Annotated in this window: 13 protein-coding genes and 2 pseudogenes; 6 read left to right on the forward strand and 9 right to left on the reverse strand. The window is 65.9% G+C overall.

Annotated features, from left to right (window positions below):
* Positions 1 to 7 precede the first annotated feature (7 nt).
* The 6 genes and pseudogenes from nirB to OWR21_RS10495 all read left to right on the forward strand — a co-directional run bounded on the left by nirB (position 8) and on the right by OWR21_RS10495 (position 9,275).
* Positions 8 to 2,563: a nitrite reductase large subunit NirB gene (gene nirB / locus OWR21_RS10470; protein WP_332395184.1), complete on the forward strand. Its 2,556-nt coding sequence runs from the start codon at positions 8 to 10 to the stop codon at positions 2,561 to 2,563.
* 23 nt (positions 2,564 to 2,586) lie between these two features.
* Positions 2,587 to 2,925 carry a nitrite reductase small subunit NirD gene (gene nirD, locus OWR21_RS10475; RefSeq protein WP_027679159.1) on the forward strand — a complete coding sequence of 113 codons (339 nt, stop codon included), beginning with the start codon at positions 2,587 to 2,589 and terminating at the stop codon, positions 2,923 to 2,925.
* A gap of 2 nt (positions 2,926 to 2,927) precedes the next feature.
* The gene (locus tag OWR21_RS10480; protein WP_332395185.1) at positions 2,928 to 4,154 is read left to right on the forward strand and encodes an NAD(P)/FAD-dependent oxidoreductase; all 1,227 of its coding nucleotides are present in this window, start codon (positions 2,928 to 2,930) and stop codon (positions 4,152 to 4,154) included.
* A 292-nt stretch (positions 4,155 to 4,446) separates the two neighbouring features.
* Positions 4,447 to 7,186 (forward strand): annotated as a pseudogene (locus OWR21_RS10485) (molybdopterin-dependent oxidoreductase).
* A gap of 110 nt (positions 7,187 to 7,296) precedes the next feature.
* A complete protein-coding gene (locus OWR21_RS10490) occupies positions 7,297 to 7,911 on the forward strand; it encodes a DUF2239 family protein (RefSeq protein ID WP_332395186.1) in 615 nt (204 codons plus the stop codon).
* Entirely contained in the window at positions 7,908 to 9,275 is a 1,368-nt protein-coding gene (locus OWR21_RS10495) for an MATE family efflux transporter (RefSeq protein ID WP_332395187.1), read from the forward strand. The genes OWR21_RS10490 and OWR21_RS10495 overlap by 4 nt, the downstream gene beginning before the upstream one ends.
* A 54-nt stretch (positions 9,276 to 9,329) precedes the next feature.
* On the opposite strand, the gene OWR21_RS10500 is transcribed toward OWR21_RS10495, so the two are convergent.
* The 9 genes and pseudogenes from OWR21_RS10500 to OWR21_RS10535 form a co-directional block, all read right to left on the reverse strand.
* Positions 9,330 to 10,976 carry a fatty acid--CoA ligase gene (locus OWR21_RS10500; protein WP_316898276.1) on the reverse strand — a complete coding sequence of 549 codons (1,647 nt, stop codon included), beginning with the start codon at positions 10,974 to 10,976 and terminating at the stop codon, positions 9,330 to 9,332.
* Positions 10,977 to 11,024: 48 nt separating this feature from the next.
* Positions 11,025 to 11,342 (reverse strand): Rieske (2Fe-2S) protein, encoded by a 318-nt coding sequence (locus OWR21_RS10505; protein ID WP_332395188.1) that lies wholly within the window; start codon positions 11,340 to 11,342, stop codon positions 11,025 to 11,027.
* Complete coding sequence (locus OWR21_RS10510) at positions 11,339 to 11,866, reverse strand: DsbA family protein (RefSeq protein WP_332395189.1); 528 nt, start codon at positions 11,864 to 11,866, stop codon at positions 11,339 to 11,341. Before OWR21_RS10510 ends, OWR21_RS10505 begins: the two co-directional genes overlap by 4 nt.
* 32 nt (positions 11,867 to 11,898) lie before the next feature.
* Positions 11,899 to 12,048 (reverse strand): annotated as a pseudogene (locus tag OWR21_RS12620) (DsbA family protein); the annotation flags it as partial.
* Positions 12,035 to 12,610 (reverse strand): RBBP9/YdeN family alpha/beta hydrolase, encoded by a 576-nt coding sequence (locus tag OWR21_RS10515; protein ID WP_332395190.1) that lies wholly within the window; start codon positions 12,608 to 12,610, stop codon positions 12,035 to 12,037. The pseudogene OWR21_RS12620 and the gene OWR21_RS10515, both read right to left, overlap by 14 nt.
* Positions 12,611 to 12,711: 101 nt before the next feature.
* Positions 12,712 to 13,845: a porin gene (locus tag OWR21_RS10520; protein WP_332395191.1), complete on the reverse strand. Its 1,134-nt coding sequence runs from the start codon at positions 13,843 to 13,845 to the stop codon at positions 12,712 to 12,714.
* Positions 13,846 to 13,902: 57 nt separating this feature from the next.
* Positions 13,903 to 14,751 (reverse strand): TauD/TfdA dioxygenase family protein, encoded by an 849-nt coding sequence (locus OWR21_RS10525; protein ID WP_332395192.1) that lies wholly within the window; start codon positions 14,749 to 14,751, stop codon positions 13,903 to 13,905.
* Positions 14,752 to 14,760: 9 nt separating this feature from the next.
* Positions 14,761 to 15,741, reverse strand: coding sequence for a quinone oxidoreductase family protein (locus OWR21_RS10530; protein WP_332395193.1), 981 nt, complete (start codon positions 15,739 to 15,741; stop codon positions 14,761 to 14,763).
* Positions 15,742 to 15,871: 130 nt separating this feature from the next.
* Positions 15,872 to 17,212 carry an MFS transporter gene (locus tag OWR21_RS10535; protein ID WP_332395194.1) on the reverse strand — a complete coding sequence of 447 codons (1,341 nt, stop codon included), beginning with the start codon at positions 17,210 to 17,212 and terminating at the stop codon, positions 15,872 to 15,874.
* Positions 17,213 to 17,247 lie beyond the last annotated feature (35 nt).

Below are 17,247 nucleotides of genomic sequence, written 5' to 3' on the forward strand. Positions count from 1 at the left end.
CATCACCATGACCATGAAGATCGTCGTCATTGGCCACGGAATGGTGGGCCACAAGTTTCTGGAAAGCCTGCTGCATGCGCCGGGCCATCACCTTCAGGTGACGGTACTGTGCGAAGAGCCGCGCCCGGCCTACGACCGCGTGCACCTGTCGGAATTCTTCACGGGCAAGACGGCGGAAGACCTTTCGCTCGTCGCGCCGGGCTTCTTTGATCGCGATGACGTGGTGCTCAAGCTCAACGCCCGCGCCACGGCCATCGACACCACCGCCAAAACGGTGACGGCCTCCACCGGCGAGGTGCTGCCGTACGACAAGCTCGTCATCGCGTCGGGCTCGTCGCCGTTTGTGCCGCCGGTGCCGGGCCGCGACCGCAAGGACTGCTTCGTCTATCGCACCATCGAAGACCTCGAAGCGATGGCCGAGTGCGGCCAACGGGCCAAGACCGGCGTCGTCATCGGCGGCGGCCTGCTGGGGCTGGAATGCGCCAAGGCGCTGCGCGACATGAACCTGCAAACGCACGTGGTCGAGTTTGCCGGCCGCCTGATGGCGATGCAGGTGGACGACGGCGGCGGCCGCATGCTGCGCCGGAAGATCGAAGACCTGGGCGTGACCGTCCACACGCAGAAGAACACGTCGGAAATCGTCGACGGCGAAACGGCGACGCACCGCCTGAACTTTGCCGACGGCACGCACCTGGAAGCCGATATGGTCGTCTTCTCGGCCGGCATCCGCCCGCGCGATGAGCTGGCGCGGGCTTGCGGGCTGGAAGTGGGCGAGCGCGGCGGCATCGTGATCGACTCCGAGTGCCGCACCTCCGCGCCCGATGTGTACGCGATTGGCGAATGCGCGCTGTGGGGCGGCAAGGTCTACGGGCTGGTTGCGCCCGGCTACGAGATGGCCCGCATCACCGCCAAGCAGATCCTGGCGGCGGACGACGCGTCGGAGTTCAGCGGTGCCGATATGAGCACCAAGCTCAAGCTGATGGGCGTGGACGTCGCCAGCCTGGGCGATGCGCAGGGTGTGACGCCGGGCAGCCGCAGCGTGCTGTTCACAGATGAGCGCAAGCAGATCTACAAAAAGCTGGTGCTGTCCGAAGACGGCAAGTACCTGCTCGGCGGCGTGCTGGTCGGGGATGCGGCCGAATACGGCACGCTGCTGCAGATGATGCTCAACCGCATCGAGCTGCCGGAAGCGCCCGAATTCCTGATCCTCCCGCAGGCCGATGGCAATGCGCGCCCGGCGCTGGGCGTGGATGCGCTGCCCGACAGCGCGCAGATCTGCTCGTGCAACGACGTGTCGAAGGGCGCGCTGTGCCAAGCGGTGTGTGCCGGCGCCACGTCGGTAGGCGCGCTCAAGGACGCGACCAAGGCCGGTACCTCGTGCGGCGGCTGCGTGCCGCTCATGACGCAGGTGATGAAGGCCGAGATGAAGAAGCAGGGCCTGGCCGTCAACAACCACATCTGCGAGCACTTTCCGTATTCGCGTCAGGAGCTGTATCACCTCGTGCGCGTGGGCCGCATCCAGTCGTTCGAAGCGCTGCTGGAAGCGCACGGCAGCGGCATGGGCTGCGACATCTGCAAGCCGGCTGTGGCGAGCATCCTCGCTTCGTGCTGGAACGACTTCGTGCTCAAGAAGGAGCACGCCAGCCTGCAGGATTCCAACGACTACTTCCTCGCCAACATCCAGAAGGACGGGACGTATTCCGTGGTGCCGCGCATGCCGGGCGGCGAGGTCACGGCAGACGGCCTGATCGCCGTCGGGCAGGTGGCCAAGAAGTACGGCCTGTACACCAAGATCACCGGCGGTCAGCGTGTCGACCTGTTCGGCGCGCGCCTGGAGCAACTGCCGCTGATCTGGGAAGAGCTGATCGCGGCAGGCTTCGAGTCGGGCCACGCGTATGGCAAATCGCTTCGCACAGTGAAGTCGTGCGTGGGTTCCACATGGTGCCGCTATGGCGTGGGCGATTCGGTCGGTTTTGCGATTGCGCTGGAGAACCGCTACAAGGGCCTGCGCTCGCCGCACAAGCTGAAGTTTGGCGTGTCGGGCTGCACGCGTGAATGCGCCGAGGCGCAAGGCAAGGACGTCGGCATCATCGCTACCGAGAAGGGCTGGAACCTGTACGTGTGCGGCAACGGCGGCATGAAGCCCCGCCATGCTGAACTGCTGGCGGCCGACCTCGACCAGGAAACGCTCATCAAGTATGTCGACCGCTTCCTGATGTTCTACGTGCGCACGGCCGACCGCCTGCAACGCACCAGCACATGGCGCGACAACCTGGAAGGCGGTCTCGACTACCTGAAGGACGTGGTCATCAACGACAAGCTGGGCATCGTGGCCGAACTCGAAGCCGAGATGCAGCATGTGGTCGACACCTACCAGGACGAATGGAAGACGGCCGTGACCAACCCCGACGTGCGCAAGCGCTTCCGCCACTTCGTCAACAGCGAAGCGAAGGATGCGAATGTCGTTTTCGTTGAAGAGCGCGGCCAGATCCGCCCCGCCACGGTCGAGGAGCGTGCCAAGACACGGCCCGTGCGCATTCCCGTTGTGGCTGAAGCCGCTTGAGCCCGAGAGAAGAGGAGAACGCCATGCAAGCATCCCGTTGGACGCCCATCTGTGCCGTGGACGACATCGTTCCCAACACCGGCGTCTGCGCGCTGGTGGACGGTGACCAAGTTGCCGTGTTCCGTGTGGCCGGCAACACGTCGCAAGGCGTGTACGCCATCGGCAACTACGATCCGAATTCCCATGCTGCCGTGCTCTCGCGCGGGCTCATCGGCAATCTCGGCGAGCGTATTGTCGTGGCTTCGCCGATCTACAAGCAGCATTTCGACCTGACCACCGGCGAGTGCTTGGAAGCGCCGGCCAACTCCGTGCACGCGTACGCGACCAAGGTCGAGAACGGCACCATCTGGGTGGGAGTGTGAGCATGACGTCGGCGCGCCCCAAGCTGGTCGTGATTGGCAACGGCATGGCCGGCATGCGCACGGTCGAAGAGTTGCTCAAGCTCGCGCCGGACCTGTACGACATCACCGTGTTTGGCGAAGAGCCGCACGGCAACTACAACCGCATCCTGCTCTCGCCTGTGCTCGCCGGCGAAAAGCTGGTTGACGACATCATGCTCAACACGCGTGAGTGGTACGCGCAGAACCACATCACGCTGCATGCGGGCGATCCGGTCGTCGCCATCGACCGCCCGCGCCGCACGCTGCGCTCGCGAGACGGCGTGGAGATGCGCTACGACCGCCTGCTGATCGCCACCGGCTCGCGGCCGTTCATCCTGCCGGTGCCGGGGCATCTGCTGCCGGGCGTGATCGCCTTCCGCGACATCCAGGACGTGGAGACGATGCTGGAGGCGGCGCGCAATCATCGGCATGCGGTCGTCATCGGCGGCGGCCTGCTCGGGCTCGAAGCCGCCAATGGTCTGATGCGGCAAGGCATGGACGTGACGGTCGTGCACCTGCCCGACACGCTGATGGAGCGCCAGCTGGACAAGCCCGCCGCACAACTGCTGCAGAAGGCGCTGGAAGCCAAGGGCCTGCGCTTCCTGCTGGGTGCGCACACGGCGGAGCTACTGGGCACCGACCGCGTGACCGCCGTGCGCTTCAAGGACGGCACCGAGATCCCCGCGGATCTCGTCGTCATGACGGCCGGCGTGCGCCCGAACATCGAGCTTGCCAAGGCCGCCGGCCTGCATTGCGAACGCGCCATCATCGTCGACGATACGCTGCAGACCTACGATCCGCGCATCTACGCCGTGGGCGAATGCGTGCAGCACCGCAGCGCAACGTTCGGGCTCGTCGCGCCCATCTGGGACCAGGCCCGCGTGTGCGCCGCGCACCTGGCCGGCGCAGGACACCGCCGCTATGTCCAGCAGGCAACGGCCACCAAGTTGAAGGTCACCGGCGTGGACTTGTATTCGGCAGGCGATTTCATCGGCGGCGACGGCACCGAAGACATCGTGCTGCGCGACCCGCGCCGCGGCGTCTACAAGCGCCTGGTGCTGAAGGAAGACCGTATCGTCGGCGCAGTCCTGTACGGCGATGTAGCCGACGGCCCGTGGTACTTCGACCTGATCCAACGCGAGGTGCCCATCACGTCGATCCGCCAGCGCCTGTTGTTTGGCCGCGCGCTCTGCGAAGCCGAAGCTGCGTAATGAGCACCGGCAAGACGCGAAACCGACGACACCCTGTGCATGCCGTCGGTGTGGCCTTTGACTTATCTGCCCTAGAGGGCGCCTTGAATTTATGTAAGCGGGCGGAAAAAGGAAGGAGGCTTGTTTGAGCGAAGCGAGTTTGCCTCCTTCCCCGCCCGGTTACAGAAATTCAAGGGGAAGGCGCCATCTCGGGCGCGCCTTTGCTGACTTTCTTTGGCAAGACAAAGAAAGTGAGTCGCCCTCGGCAGGGGGTGAAACAAGGGATGCACGACAAACGCACAGCAATACGGAAATGACGATGACCACCATCCCCCTCCACCCAGCAACGAACGCCGTGCGCACCACCTGCCCCTACTGCGGCGTCGGCTGCGGCGTGCTCGCGACCCCGCAGGCGGATGGCAGCGTCAGCATTCAAGGCGATCCGACCCACCCCGCCAACGCAGGGCGCCTGTGCGTGAAGGGCGCCGCGCTGGGGAAACCGTCAGCCTCGAAGGCCGCCTCCTGTATCCCGCCATCCGCGAACGTTCGCATGACGTCGACGCCTCCATTGCCCCGCTGCAGCGCGTGACATGGGATACCGCCCTCGACACCGTCGCCCAGGGTTTCCGCCGCATCATCGACGAACACGGCCCCGATGCGGTCGCGCTCTACGTCTCCGGCCAGCTCCTGACCGAGGACTACTACGTCGCCAACAAATTGATGAAGGGCTTCATCGGCACGGCCAACATCGATACGAACTCTCGGCTGTGCATGTCGTCGGCTGTGGCCGGCCACAAGCGCGCGTTTGGCGAAGACCTCGTGCCCGTCTGCTATGACGATCTGGAAATGGCCGACCTCATCGTGCTGGTCGGCTCCAACACGGCGTGGTGCCACCCGATCCTGTTCCAGCGTATCGTGCGCGCCAAGGAAGTGCGGCCCGAGATGAAAGTGGTGGTGGTCGACCCGCGCCACACGGCCACGTGCGAGCTGGCCGATCTGCATCTGCCCATCAAGCCCGGTACCGATGTGCGGCTCTTCAACGGCCTGCTGTCGTTCCTCCGCGGCGCGGCGTGGTGGACAGGAACTTCGTCACGCTGCATACCAACGGCCCGGACGCCGCGCTGGAAGCTGCCGGCACCGAGAGCGAAGACGTCGAAGCCGTCGCCAAGGCCTGCAAGCTCAAACTCGACGATCTGCTCACCTTCTACAGCTGGTTTGCCGACACCGAGCGCACCATCACCGCGTTCTCGATGGGGGTGAATCAGTCGACGGCGGGGACGGACAAGGTCAACAGCATCATCAACTGCCACTTGCTCACGGGCCGTATCGGCCGCGCGGGCATGGGGCCGTTTTCGATTACCGGCCAGCCGAATGCCATGGGCGGCCGCGAGGTGGGCGGGCTGGCGAACATGCTGGCCGCGCACATGGAGCTGAACGAGCCGTCGCATCGCGATCTCGTGCAGACGTTCTGGGGCGCGCCGCGCATGGCCGACAAGGCGGGCCTCAAGGCGGTCGACCTGTTCAACGCCATCGAAGACGGGCGCGTCAAGGCCGTGTGGATCATCGGCACCAACCCCGTGGTCAGCCTGCCGGATGCGGACCAGGCGCGCCGTGCGCTCGCCAAGTGCGAACTCGTCGTCGCTTCCGACATCATTGAAGCCACAGACACGACCGTGCTGGCCGACATCCTGCTGCCGGCGCTCGGCTGGGGCGAAAAAGACGGCACGGTGACGAACTCCGAGCGCCGCATCTCGCGTCAGCGCGCCTTCCTGCCCGCACCCGGCGAGGCACGTGCCGACTGGGACATCCTTGCCGACGTCGCCCGCCGCATGGGCTACGACGGCTTCGACTTCAAGCGCGTGCGCGATGTGTTCGACGAACACGCGCGTCTGTCCGCCTATGCCAACGGCGCGAGCGGCATTCGCCGCGCCTTCCACCTCGGCGGCCTGGCGGGGCTCGATGCCGATGCATACGACAGCATGTCGCCGGTGCAGTGGCCCATCACAGCGTTGGGCCACAGCGAAGCGCGCCTCTTCAGCGATGGCCGCTTCGCCCACGCCGATGGCCGCGCGCGCTTCGTGCCGACGCCGGCCCGCGCGCCCGCGCATGCGGCCGACAGCGAATATCCGCTCATCCTCAACACGGGCCGCGTGCGCGACCAATGGCACACCATGACGCGCACCGGCCGCGCGCCCAAGCTGGCGGATCATGTGCCCGAACCGTTCGTCGATCTGCACCCGCACGATGCGCTGCTGGCCGGCGTGCGCGAGGGCGGCCTGGCGCGCGTGTCCTCGCGCTGGGGCAGCGTGGTGGCGCGTGTGCGCATGACGGGTGGCATCGCGCGCGGCAGCGTGTTCGTGCCGATCCACTGGAACGGCCAGTTTGCTTCCGATGCGCGCGTGGGGGCCGTCGTCAACCCGGTAGTCGACCCCGTGTCCGGCGAGCCCGAGTTCAAGCACACGCCGGTGATGGTCGAGCCGTTCGATGTGGCATGGCACGGTTTCGTGCTCTCGCGCCGCGCGCTCGACACGGACGATGCAACGTGGTGGACGCGCATCCAAGGCAAGCAGTTCGTGCGCTACGAGTTGGCTGGTCGCCAGCAACTGGGGGCCGTACACGATTGGGCGCGCGCGCTGCTCGGCGTAACTGACCCACACGCCGACTGGCTCGAATACGAAGACACCACCGCGCGTGTCTACCGCGCCGTGCACGTCGTGGACGACCGCATCGAAGCCTGCGTGTTTCTTTCACCGCGCCCGGACCTGCCGTCGCGCAACTGGCTGGCCGGCCTGTTCGCCCAAGAACGGCTGGAAGACGTCGATCGGGCGGGCGTGCTGCTCGGCCAGCCGATCGAAGCGGGCGTCGACGTCGGTCCCACCGTCTGCTCATGCTTTGGCGTGGGCCGCAACACCATCTGCGATGCCATCCGCACGCAGGGCCTGCAATCCACCGGCGAGATCACGGCCTGCCTGAAAGCGGGCGGCAATTGCGGCTCGTGCGTGCCGGAGCTGAAGCGGTTGCTGGTGGAGGCGCGCGTGCAGCAGGCCGCGTGACGGTTGTGTCACGTCACGCGCAATAGCGCTTTTATGCCCGGGTAATATTGACATCCAATTAAACCCGGGTAGAATGCGCTCCTGTTGAAACTTCAGCAGGAGCGTTTCTCATGGATGCCGCAGCAATCCACGCGTGCACGGCGTTTGCCGGTACGCAGCGCCTGGCCGGCGGGCCCGTCCGCGACGTCGCCCGGGCCGTCAAGATCCACGTCGATGCACACCCCGAATCACAGGTGCTGGTGTTCGACAACACCTCCGCACAACCGGTCGAATTCGACTTGCGCGGCACGGTTGAAGACGTGCTCGCGCGCCTGGATCAAACCGTACCGTCTGCCACGGAACCCGCCGAGTCCGAAAGTCGCCCGCGTGGCCCAGGCCGCCCCAAGCTGGGCGTGATCGCCCGCGAGGTCACCTTGCTGCCGCGCCACTGGGACTGGCTGGCCGCGCAGCCGGGCGGGGCATCGGTTACGCTGCGCAAGCTGGTTGAAGATGCGCGCCGCGCTGCCGAAGGCGCCGACCGTCGTCGGACTGCGCAAGAAGCGGCGTACCGCTTCATGTCAGCCATGGCGGGCAACGCCGCGGGTTTTGAAGAGGCCACGCGCGCCTTGTTTGCCGCAGATGCCGCGGCGTTCGAATCCCTCACACACTCCTGGCCCGCCGACGTGCGCGACTTTGCACGCGAGCTGGCGAGCCGGGCCTTCAATCCTCAACAGGAGGCTGCATGACAGCGCCTGCTGCTCGCCCGTTGTGGCGAACATTCGTTGCCTTCCTCGGCCCGCTGATTCTGGCCAACATCCTGCAATCGTTGTCGGGCACGCTCAACAACGTCTATGTCGGGCACATGCTCGGCGTGAAGGCGCTCGCCGCGGTGTCGGCGTTCTTCCCGATCCTGTTCTTCTTCATCGCGTTCATCATCGGGCTCGGCTCTGGTGCGGCGGTGCTGATCGGGCAGGCGTGGGGCGCCAAGAAGCCCGAGGCGGTCAAGACGGTGGCCGGGACAACGTTGTCGGTGGGCTTCATCGTAGGGCTGGCGGTGGCGCTGCTGGGCGGCCCGTTCGCAAACGCGCTGCTGGGGTGGCTCGGCACGCCGGCCGACATCCTGCAAGACGCTACGCTCTACGCCAGCGTCATGCTCTATGCCATGCCGGGCCTGTTCGTCTACCTGCTGGCTACGGCGATGATGCGCGGCGTCGGCGACACGCGCACGCCGCTGCGCACGCTCGCGCTGTCGACGGCGATTGGGCTGGTGCTGACGCCGACCTTCATTCGCGGCTGGTTCGGCTTGCCGCAACTGGGTGTGGCAAGCGGCGCCGCGGCGACCATCATCTCGTTCACGATCGCGCTGGTGTGGCTCGCCTTCTTCCTGCGCCGCCGCAACCATCCGCTCGCGCCCGATGCCGTGCTGGCGCGGCATCTGTGGGTCGATGTTGGTGTGCTCAAAACCGTGCTGAAGATCGGCGTGCCGACGGGCGTGCAGCTTGTGGTCATCTCGATTGCCGAGCTGGCGCTGCTGTCCTTCGTCAACGGCTTCGGTTCCGACGCGACGGCCGCCTACGGCGCCGGCACGCAGATCATCAGCTACGTGCAATTTCCCGCCATGTCGATTGCGATCACGGCGTCCATCCTCGGGGCGCAGGCCATCGGCTCAGGCAATACGGAGCGGCTCGACGCCATCACGCGCACCGGCTTGTGGCTCAACGTGGTCATTACCGGCGTGCTGGTGCTGATGGCGTTGCTGTTCTCGCGCGCCGTCATCGGCTGGTTCACCACGAACACGGAAGTGATGAGCCTTGCGCAGAGCCTGCTGCACATCTCGCTGTGGAGCTCGGTCATCTTTGGCATGGCGAGCGTCTTCTCGGGCGTGATGCGCTCGAGCGGCACGGTGATGGCCCCAACGGCAATTTCCATCCTCGCCATTGCGGCGGTGGAAGTGCCGGTGGCCTGGGTGCTGAGCCGGCATATCGGCACCGATGGCATCTGGGCTGCATACCCGGCCGCCTTCCTCGCCATGTTCGTGATGCAAGGGCTGTATTACGCGCTCGTGTGGCGCCGCCGCGCGCAGCGGTTCGGCATCCGCCGCATGGTCTGACGACGCCGCCGCCAGCTGCCAAAGGGGCGGCGGGCGGTGGAGCGCGTGCGGGACTTACGCGGCGTTCTCGCGCAAGACTTTCTTGTTGATCTTGCCGACGCTCGTCTTCGGGATCTCCGCCACGAAGGCGATACGGTCCAGTTCCGGCACGGCGTATTTGCTGATGCGTTTGGCGTCGGCGTGTGCCAGAAGGGAGTCGCGAATGGCCTCGGCCTTCAGGCGCGCCCCCGGCTTGCTCACGACAAACGCCATTGGCCGTTCGCCCCACTTGGCGTCCCGCACGCCGATGACGGCGCTCTCCTGCACGCCCGGCACCTGGGCGATCAGGCTTTCCACTTCAATCGACGACACCCATTCGCCGCCGGTCTTGATCACGTCCTTGATGCGATCGACGATCTGCACGAAACCATCAGGCGTCATGACGGCGATGTCCTGCGTGTGCAGGTAGCCGCCGGCCCACAGTTCTTCCGATGCTTCCGGCTTGTTGAAATAGCCCTGCGTGAGGTAGGGCGTGCGCAGCACGATCTCGCCCTGGTGCTTGCCGTCGTGCGGCACATCGCGCAGATGCTCGTCGACGATGCGCAACTCGGCCAGCGGCACGGGCCGCCCCGTGGCGCAGCGCATGCGGATCTCCTCCTGGAGGTCTGCTGGCTTGCGGCCAGGCGGCAGTTGCGCGAGCGCCACCACGGGGCCGGTTTCGGACATGCCATAACCGGCAAACACGTCAATGCCGCGATCAAGCGCTGCCTCGCACAGCGCCGGAGACAACGCCGAGCCGCCAATCAGGACCTTCCATCCCGACAGGTCGTGCATGCCGCCTTCCGCCGCCTGCAGCAGCATTTGCAGCAGCGTCGGCACGCAATGCGAGAAGGTCACGCGCTCCGTGTCGTGCAGCTTCAGGAGCAGGTCGGCCGCATAGCGCCCCGGCAGCACGATCTTCAGGCCGAGCATGACGGCGATGTACGGCATGCCCCAGGCCAGCACGTGGAACATCGGCGTGATCGGCATGTAGACATCTTCACGGTGCAGGCGCTGGCCATCGCGCGGCGCGCACAGGGTCGTGGCAGTCGCCATGGCGTGCAGCACGATGTCGCGGTGGCTGTAGCTCACGCCTTTCGGGTCACCCGTCGTGCCGGTCGTATAGAACGTTGCGGCCCGCGTGCGTTCCTCGAAGTCGGCAAATAAAAAATCAGGCGAGGCATGGGCGAGCAGCGCTTCGTATTCACCTGCCACCGGCAGCGTGGTGTGCGGCATGGGGGCGTTGTCGGCCAGCACGACAACGTGACGCACGCTCGTCAGCTCGGCCCAGATCTCTTCGAGCAGCGGCACGAAATCGGCGTGCACGAGCACAACTTCAGCACAGGCATCGTTGAGCGTGTAGAGAATCTGCTGGGCTGAGAGCCGCACGTTCACGGTGAACAGCGTGGCACCCATCGTCGGCACGCCAAAGTAACACTCGAGATAGCGGTGGCTGTCCCAATCCATGACGGCCACGGTTGAACCGTGTTGAACCGCCAGTGCGCTCAGCGCCGATGCAAGCCGGCCGATGCGCTCGCGAAACGTGCGATAGCTGTAGCGCAGCGCCCCGCGATACGTGATTTCCTGCTCGCCATGGAGGCATTGCGCGTTGGTCAGCAAGTGCTTGACGAGCAGCGGATAGGTGTACGCCGACGGTGTCGGGGTGATGAGGTTCTCATGCATGTTCTGAAGGGCCTTGTTGTGTATGCAGGTTCAAATCGACGTGGCGATTCAGGCAGCGTCTTCCACATGGATGACGATGTGGCCGTCGGTCTCCTGAATCGCGTAGGTCTTCAGGCACAGGCCGCCGACGCCGGGCATGCAACCGGTGGTGAGGTTGAAGCGCAGGCCGTGCGCAGGGCACTGCAGGACATTGCCATCCAGACCCCCGGCGGCGAGCGACGCGCCGTTGTGAGGGCAGCTGTTGTCGACGGCATGAAGCCGGCCTTCGACGTTGAGCAGGACGATGCTTCGGCCGTTGACGAAGACGAGTTTGCGCTGGCCGGCAGGCAGTTCGCTGGCGGACGCCACGGTGACATTGCGGGTCATGATGTGCATGGCGAGTGCGACGGTGACAGCGCGTTTTGCATGGCGCGCACGAGCGTCGTTGCAGGATGCGCACCGGAGATTGTCACGTCGGCGTTGAAGACGAAATGCGGCAGCCCGGAAACGGTCACGCCGCGACCGACTGGCTTGCAGACGCTGGGCGGGCCCGCATCGAGCGCCATCGCCGGGGCGATGTTGTGCTCGAATTCCAGGCGCTGCACTACGTCTTCGTCACCGATGTCGGCGCCTTCCACAAAATAGGCGATGAAGATGCGTTCGATGAGCCGGGCCGGGTGTCCGCCCGCGTCGATCCGTCGATATTTCCGAACCACGCCGTGCGCACGCTCGGTATTGGGCAGGACGTTGATGCGCGAGAAATCGAAGTCGATGCCGGCGGCTTGCCCGGCGCGCTGCACCTGGGCGCGCCGCATCGAAACGGCAGTGGGGCTGCCGAGGCGGCTGAGGTAGAACGCCTGGTACGGCAGCCCTTCGGCCGGGGTGTCCGGCAACAGGGGTACGGGCGCCACCGCACCTTGGTTTTCACCTCCGGATGCAGCGTTGCGAACGTGCGTAGCGCGCTCGCAAGATGGCGCGTACCGATCCAGCACCACGGACAGATGAAGTCGAAGAAGACATCGATCGTGAGCGATGTGCGCCGACGGTTCGCGCCGGCCAGCATTCCCCGCACGGGCCGGTCAAACGAGTTCATGGATCAGCGCTTCCGCCATGGGCCAGGGGCCAAATCCCGCGGCGGGATTCAGATGCCCCACCTCTCCAAGATCGACCAGGCGGCTGCCCCAGTTAGCGGCCATGCCGGCCACGCGTTCGAACGACGCCAGCGGATCGTTCCGGCTGGCCGCGACGATGCTCGGAAACGGCAACGGGCGCCGCGGGCAGGGCAGCCAGCCATTTTTCTGCAGCACGTCCTGCGTTGGGTAGCCCGACGGCAACTGCGTCTCGAGATCGGCCGGGGTGGCCAGCAGTGCGCCGTGGATCTTACGCGCGTGCCGCCGGGCCCAATGCACGGTGATCATCACGCCCGCGCTGTGCGCCACCAGAATCACCGGCCCGTCGATGGCGGTGATGGCTTTGTCCAATGCTGCCACCCGTGCCGCGCAGCTCAGCCGGTCGACTTCCAGCGGTGGGACTGACGCAGCCTTGTGGCCTGCAGCCCGGAGTTTGGCTTCGAGCAACGTCTGCCAGTGTTCGGCCACGTGGTCGCGCAGGCCGGGCACCATGAGGATGGTGGGAGAAGGGTTGGACAACGTCATGATGAAACGCCATGAAGAAAAACGAGGAGGTCACCCTCCTCGAATGCCGACCGGGGAGACGGCGGAGTCCGCCTCCCGTGGTGCTTTTGGGGACCGGCCGCTCAGAACTTGTGGCGGATGCCGACAGCCGCACCCAGCATGCTGGTCTTGCCGGCAGCCAGGCCGTAACCGGTAGCGTTGAGGTCCACAGCGGCCTGATCCAGTGCCAGGCCTGCATTGCGCGCATAGGCCGTGGTCAGATACAGGTCGGTGCGCTTGGAAAGCGTGTAGTCGGCAATGAATGCGACCTGCCACGGGTTGGCCTGTGTGGACGGTGCGCTGTTGATGGTCTTGATTTTCTGATACGAGTATTCGAGCGAGAGCATCAGCGCGTTCGTTGCCTGATAGTTCGCGCCGGCCCAAAAGTAATCGTCGCGCAGCGCCACGCTGCCGTTGGCGTTTTTGTTCTGGCCCCAGCGGTAGCCGCCCATGACCTTGAGCACATCGCCAACGAGGTAGCTGCCCGCCAGCGCTGCCTTGCGGACCGTGCCGGAGCTGAATGCGCCGCCGCCCAGCGGGGTGCTCGGGTTGTACTGGTCGTACGCGAGCGTGGCGCCCAGGGGCCCCGCCGAATAGGCCACCCCCGCGCCGTAGCCGCTGTCGCGCCGCGCCTGACCGGGCACCTCGCCGTTGCCGCCGCCGGTCGGGTTGGTGCTCGGCGCGCCGGTGCCGAACGACCAATGGGCCTGCGCCGTCACCGGGCCGAAGTTGCCCGTGTACATCGCCGTGTTGTCGGAGCGGAAATTGACGCCGGTCTGCACGGCCGCCGGTTCGTATTGCGTGGAATACGCCATCGGCTCGAAGTTGGCCAGCAACTGGAACAGCGTTGTGTACTGGCGGCCGAAGGTGAACTGCCCGATCGTGCTGCTCTTGAGCCCAACGTAGGCCTGACGCCCGAACAGCCGTCCGCCTTGCTGCGATTGGCCCGTGTCGCTCGCAAAGCCACTTTCCAGCACGAACAGTGCGCTCAGTCCGCCGCCCAGATCCTCCACGCCGCGCAGGCCCCAGCGCGAGCCTGACAGCCCGCCGCTTTGCATGGACACGCGATTGCCAGAGCTGCCCGGTGTGGCGCCCGGCAGGTTCGTCGCATATTCGATGTTGGTGTCGATGACGCCGTACAGCGTGACGCCGGATTGCGCACAGGCCGCGCCGGCACAGGCCAGCAGCGCCGCAGGGGCGATGTGCTTCGTCTTCATGTTGCAGGGTCTCCTCTTGGTGTGATCGCCGACGGGTCCGATGTGTCCCGACGGTCGTTAGAACGGCTTCCCGCCGATGATGCCGGCACGCTCCATCTTGCGATGGCACGGCGCGTAATCCATGACGGCGTAATGCTGCGTGGCGGAGTTGTCCCAGATCGCCACGCTGTTCGGTTTCCAGCGCCAGCGCACCTGGTATTCAGGAATGTAGGCCTGGCTGATGAGGTAGCGCAGCAGCTCCGACGCGCCGCCGGTGGCGTCCTGTCCGAAGCGCACGCGCGCCGGTGTGTGGTAGTTCGTGAAGTGCGTCGTGAAGCCGTTCACGTACAGCACCTTCTCGTCGGTCTCGGGGTGCGTGCGGACCACGGGGTGTTCCGGATCGGGATATTGCGCCTTGAGCGCGAGGCGCTTTTCGATCGGCATGACCGCGCCAAAGCTGGCCTCGATGCTGTGGCGCGCACGCAAGCCGGCGATGTCGCGCTTGACGTCTTCAGGCAGGTTTTCGTAGGCCAGCACCATGTTGGCCCACATGGTGTCGCCGCCAACGGGCGGACATTCCACGCAGCGCAGCACAGCGCCGAACTGCGGCGCCTCGCGCCAGGTGGTGTCGGCGTGCCAGCAGTTTTCGTAGCGGTCGTTCGGGTGATCGGGCGTCTTGTAGATGCGCACGAGGCCCGGGTGTTCGGGGTCGCTGCCGGCCACGGGGTGGTCTTCCAGATCGCCGAAGCGGCGGGCAAATGCGACGTGCTGCGCGGGGCTCAGGTCCTGGTCGCGCAGGAAGATCACGCGGTGCTTGAGCAGCGCGGCGCGGATCTCGCCGAACAGGCCATCGTCTTCGATGGCGTCGCGCAATTGCACGCCGGTTAGCTCGGCACCCAGGGCGTTGGTCAGTTGTTCAATGCGCATGACGGCCCCTCAGATGACGAAGACGGACGACCCCGTCGTCTTGCGCGACTCAAGATCGCGGTGCGCCTGCACGGCGTCTTCCAACGCATAGCGCTGGTGGATTTCGATCTTGATGCGACCGGCGGCGACGTGATCGAACAACTCGCCGGCAAGCTCGGCTTTCTCGGCCGAATCGGCGATGTAATCGGCCAGGGCCGGACGCGTGAGGTAAAGCGATCCCTTCATCGCCAGCAGCTGCGGGTTGAACGGCGGGATCGGGCCAGACGCCGTGCCGACGCACACCATCAGGCCGCGTCGCTTGAGCGAATCGAGCGAGGCATCGAAGGTGGCCTTGCCCACGCTGTCGAACACCACGTTGACGCCCACGCCATCGGTGAGTTCGCGCACGCGTTTTGCAACGTCTTCGTGCGCGTAGTTGATGACGTGGTCGCAGCCGTGCGCGCGGGCGATGTCCGCCTTGGCTTCGCTCGATACCGTGCCGATCACCGTCAGCCCGAGCAGCTTGGCCCACTGCGAGACGATGAGCCCCACGCCGCCGGCGGCCGCATGCAGCAGGACCGTGTTGCCCTTCGCAAACGGGTAGATGCGGCGCAGCAGGTAGGCCGACGTCAGGCCGCGCATGGTCATGGCGGCGGCGGTTTCGCAGGCAATGGCGGCAGGCAGCTTGATGAGCGGAGCGGCCGGAATGAGGCGTTCGGTGCTGTACGCGCCCAACGTGTTGATGAAGCCCGTGTAGGTCACGCGATCGCCCACGGCGACATTGGCGACGCCATCGCCGACGGCTTCAACGATGCCTGCCGCCTCAACGCCCATGCCGGCGGGGCGGGGTACGGGATAGAGCCCCGAGCGGAAGTAGGTGTCGGCAAAGTTCAGGCCGACGGCTTCGTGGCGCAGACGGACCTGCCCCGGGCCGGGTTGGCCGACTTCCACGGTCTCGCAGCGCAAGACCTCGGGGCCGCCGGTTTCATGAAAGCGGATTGCGGTTGCCATGGGTATCTCCTGGATTACTTTTTCGGATGTTCGGGGTGCGCGCCGCCCGCGCGGCTCGCTCCGGAGACGCGGTCAAAGCGGAGAGGGGTGGGTGCCTTGAAGGCGGCGCGCGGTTAGCGGAGCAAGGCCGTCATGCGGAAGCCACGGCGGCGGGTGCGGCGGAAGGTGCCGCGTCGATCGACACGTTGGCCACGCGCTGGAGTTCAGCTTCGTAGCTGCGTGCGGCCAGCAGGAAGCAGCCTGCAGCCACCACGCCGAAGACCGGCATGACGGCCAGGGCGGTCTGCAGGCCCCATGCGTCGGACATGGCACCGCCCACAAACGGCCCGATCGCCAGGCCGAACAGGTTCTGGAACAGCGACAGCACCGCGGCGCCAGTCGAGCGTACGCCGGGGTGCACCACGTCGAACACGACGCTCGATGCCGGCGCCACCGTGCACGTCATCAGGAAGCCGCCGAAGGCGATCATGAGGAACTGCTGGTTGGCCGGCATGGCGGTACCGAACGCCGTCATGAAGACGAGCAGCGTGACCACCGCCAGCACGGCCACCGCAATCAGCCGGTTGCGCTGGCGGCGTGCCGCAACCACATCGGCCACCACGCCCCACACGAAGGCGCCCATCGCGCCGCACAGCACCACCAGCGCGGCTTGCATGGCGGCGCGGTCCGGCGGCGTGCCGTGATAGCGATTCAGGTAGCTCGGCAGCCATGACCAGATGGTCGACACGACGATCAACTGGAAGGCAGCGCCCAGGCACGTCCACCACAGCGTGCGCGAACTGGTCAACGCGCCTGCCACGCGCTGCAGGAGCTTGCCCGCAGGCTGCCGCGCTTGCGTGCTGCCAGGCGCCATCGCCACCGTTTTGTAATCCGGTACGAAGACATAAAGCAGCGCCAGCACCAGGCCCGGTACGCCCACCACGCCAAACGCCGCCTGCCAGCCCCAGCGCGCTGCGATTACGCCGCCGAGCAACACGCCCAGCACCGAACCGACGGATGCCGCGGCAAAGAAGGCGCCCATCAACGTGGCGCGCAGGCGCTTGGGGAAGAGGCTGGCAATGAGCGCTGCGCCCACCGAGCCGTAGCCGGTTTCACCCACGCCCACAATGGCGCGCGCGGTGAAGAGCTGCGCGTAGTTGCGCGTGAACATGCACGAGATCGTTGCGAGGCTCCATACGGTGGCCATCACGACGATGCTCTTGACGCGGCTGAAGCGGTCGGCCAGCAGCGCCACCGGCAAGCCACCCACCGCTACCACGATGGAGATGACCGAGACGAGCGCGCCAAGCTGCTTGTCGGACAGCGCCCAGGCGGTTTTCAGGTGCGGAAACAGCGACACGATGACTTGCCGGTCGATGTAATCGAACAGCATCAGTGCAAAGGTCATCGCAAATGCAAACCACGCCTGGGGGCGGCTGACGAGGTAGCCGTCTTCGTGGTCTGCGCGCGGGTCGGCGGCATGCAGATTCATGGTTGTCTCCGAGTGGCGGTGCTTGCGTTGAGCGC

Source organism: Ralstonia sp. 1B3 (assembly GCF_036631435.1).

Coding starts and splice junctions, on each gene's coding strand:
- nirB (WP_332395184.1), top strand. CDS start 8: ATGACCATGAAGATCGTCGTCATTGGCCACGGAATGGTGGGCCACAAG.
- nirD (WP_027679159.1), top strand. CDS start 2,587: ATGCAAGCATCCCGTTGGACGCCCATCTGTGCCGTGGACGACATCGTT.
- OWR21_RS10480 (WP_332395185.1), top strand. CDS start 2,928: ATGACGTCGGCGCGCCCCAAGCTGGTCGTGATTGGCAACGGCATGGCC.
- OWR21_RS10490 (WP_332395186.1), top strand. CDS start 7,297: ATGGATGCCGCAGCAATCCACGCGTGCACGGCGTTTGCCGGTACGCAG.
- OWR21_RS10495 (WP_332395187.1), top strand. CDS start 7,908: ATGACAGCGCCTGCTGCTCGCCCGTTGTGGCGAACATTCGTTGCCTTC.
- OWR21_RS10500 (WP_316898276.1), bottom strand. CDS start 10,976: ATGCATGAGAACCTCATCACCCCGACACCGTCGGCGTACACCTATCCG.
- OWR21_RS10505 (WP_332395188.1), bottom strand. CDS start 11,342: ATGACCCGCAATGTCACCGTGGCGTCCGCCAGCGAACTGCCTGCCGGC.
- OWR21_RS10515 (WP_332395190.1), bottom strand. CDS start 12,610: ATGACGTTGTCCAACCCTTCTCCCACCATCCTCATGGTGCCCGGCCTG.
- OWR21_RS10520 (WP_332395191.1), bottom strand. CDS start 13,845: ATGAAGACGAAGCACATCGCCCCTGCGGCGCTGCTGGCCTGTGCCGGC.
- OWR21_RS10525 (WP_332395192.1), bottom strand. CDS start 14,751: ATGCGCATTGAACAACTGACCAACGCCCTGGGTGCCGAGCTAACCGGC.
- OWR21_RS10530 (WP_332395193.1), bottom strand. CDS start 15,741: ATGGCAACCGCAATCCGCTTTCATGAAACCGGCGGCCCCGAGGTCTTG.
- OWR21_RS10535 (WP_332395194.1), bottom strand. CDS start 17,212: ATGAATCTGCATGCCGCCGACCCGCGCGCAGACCACGAAGACGGCTAC.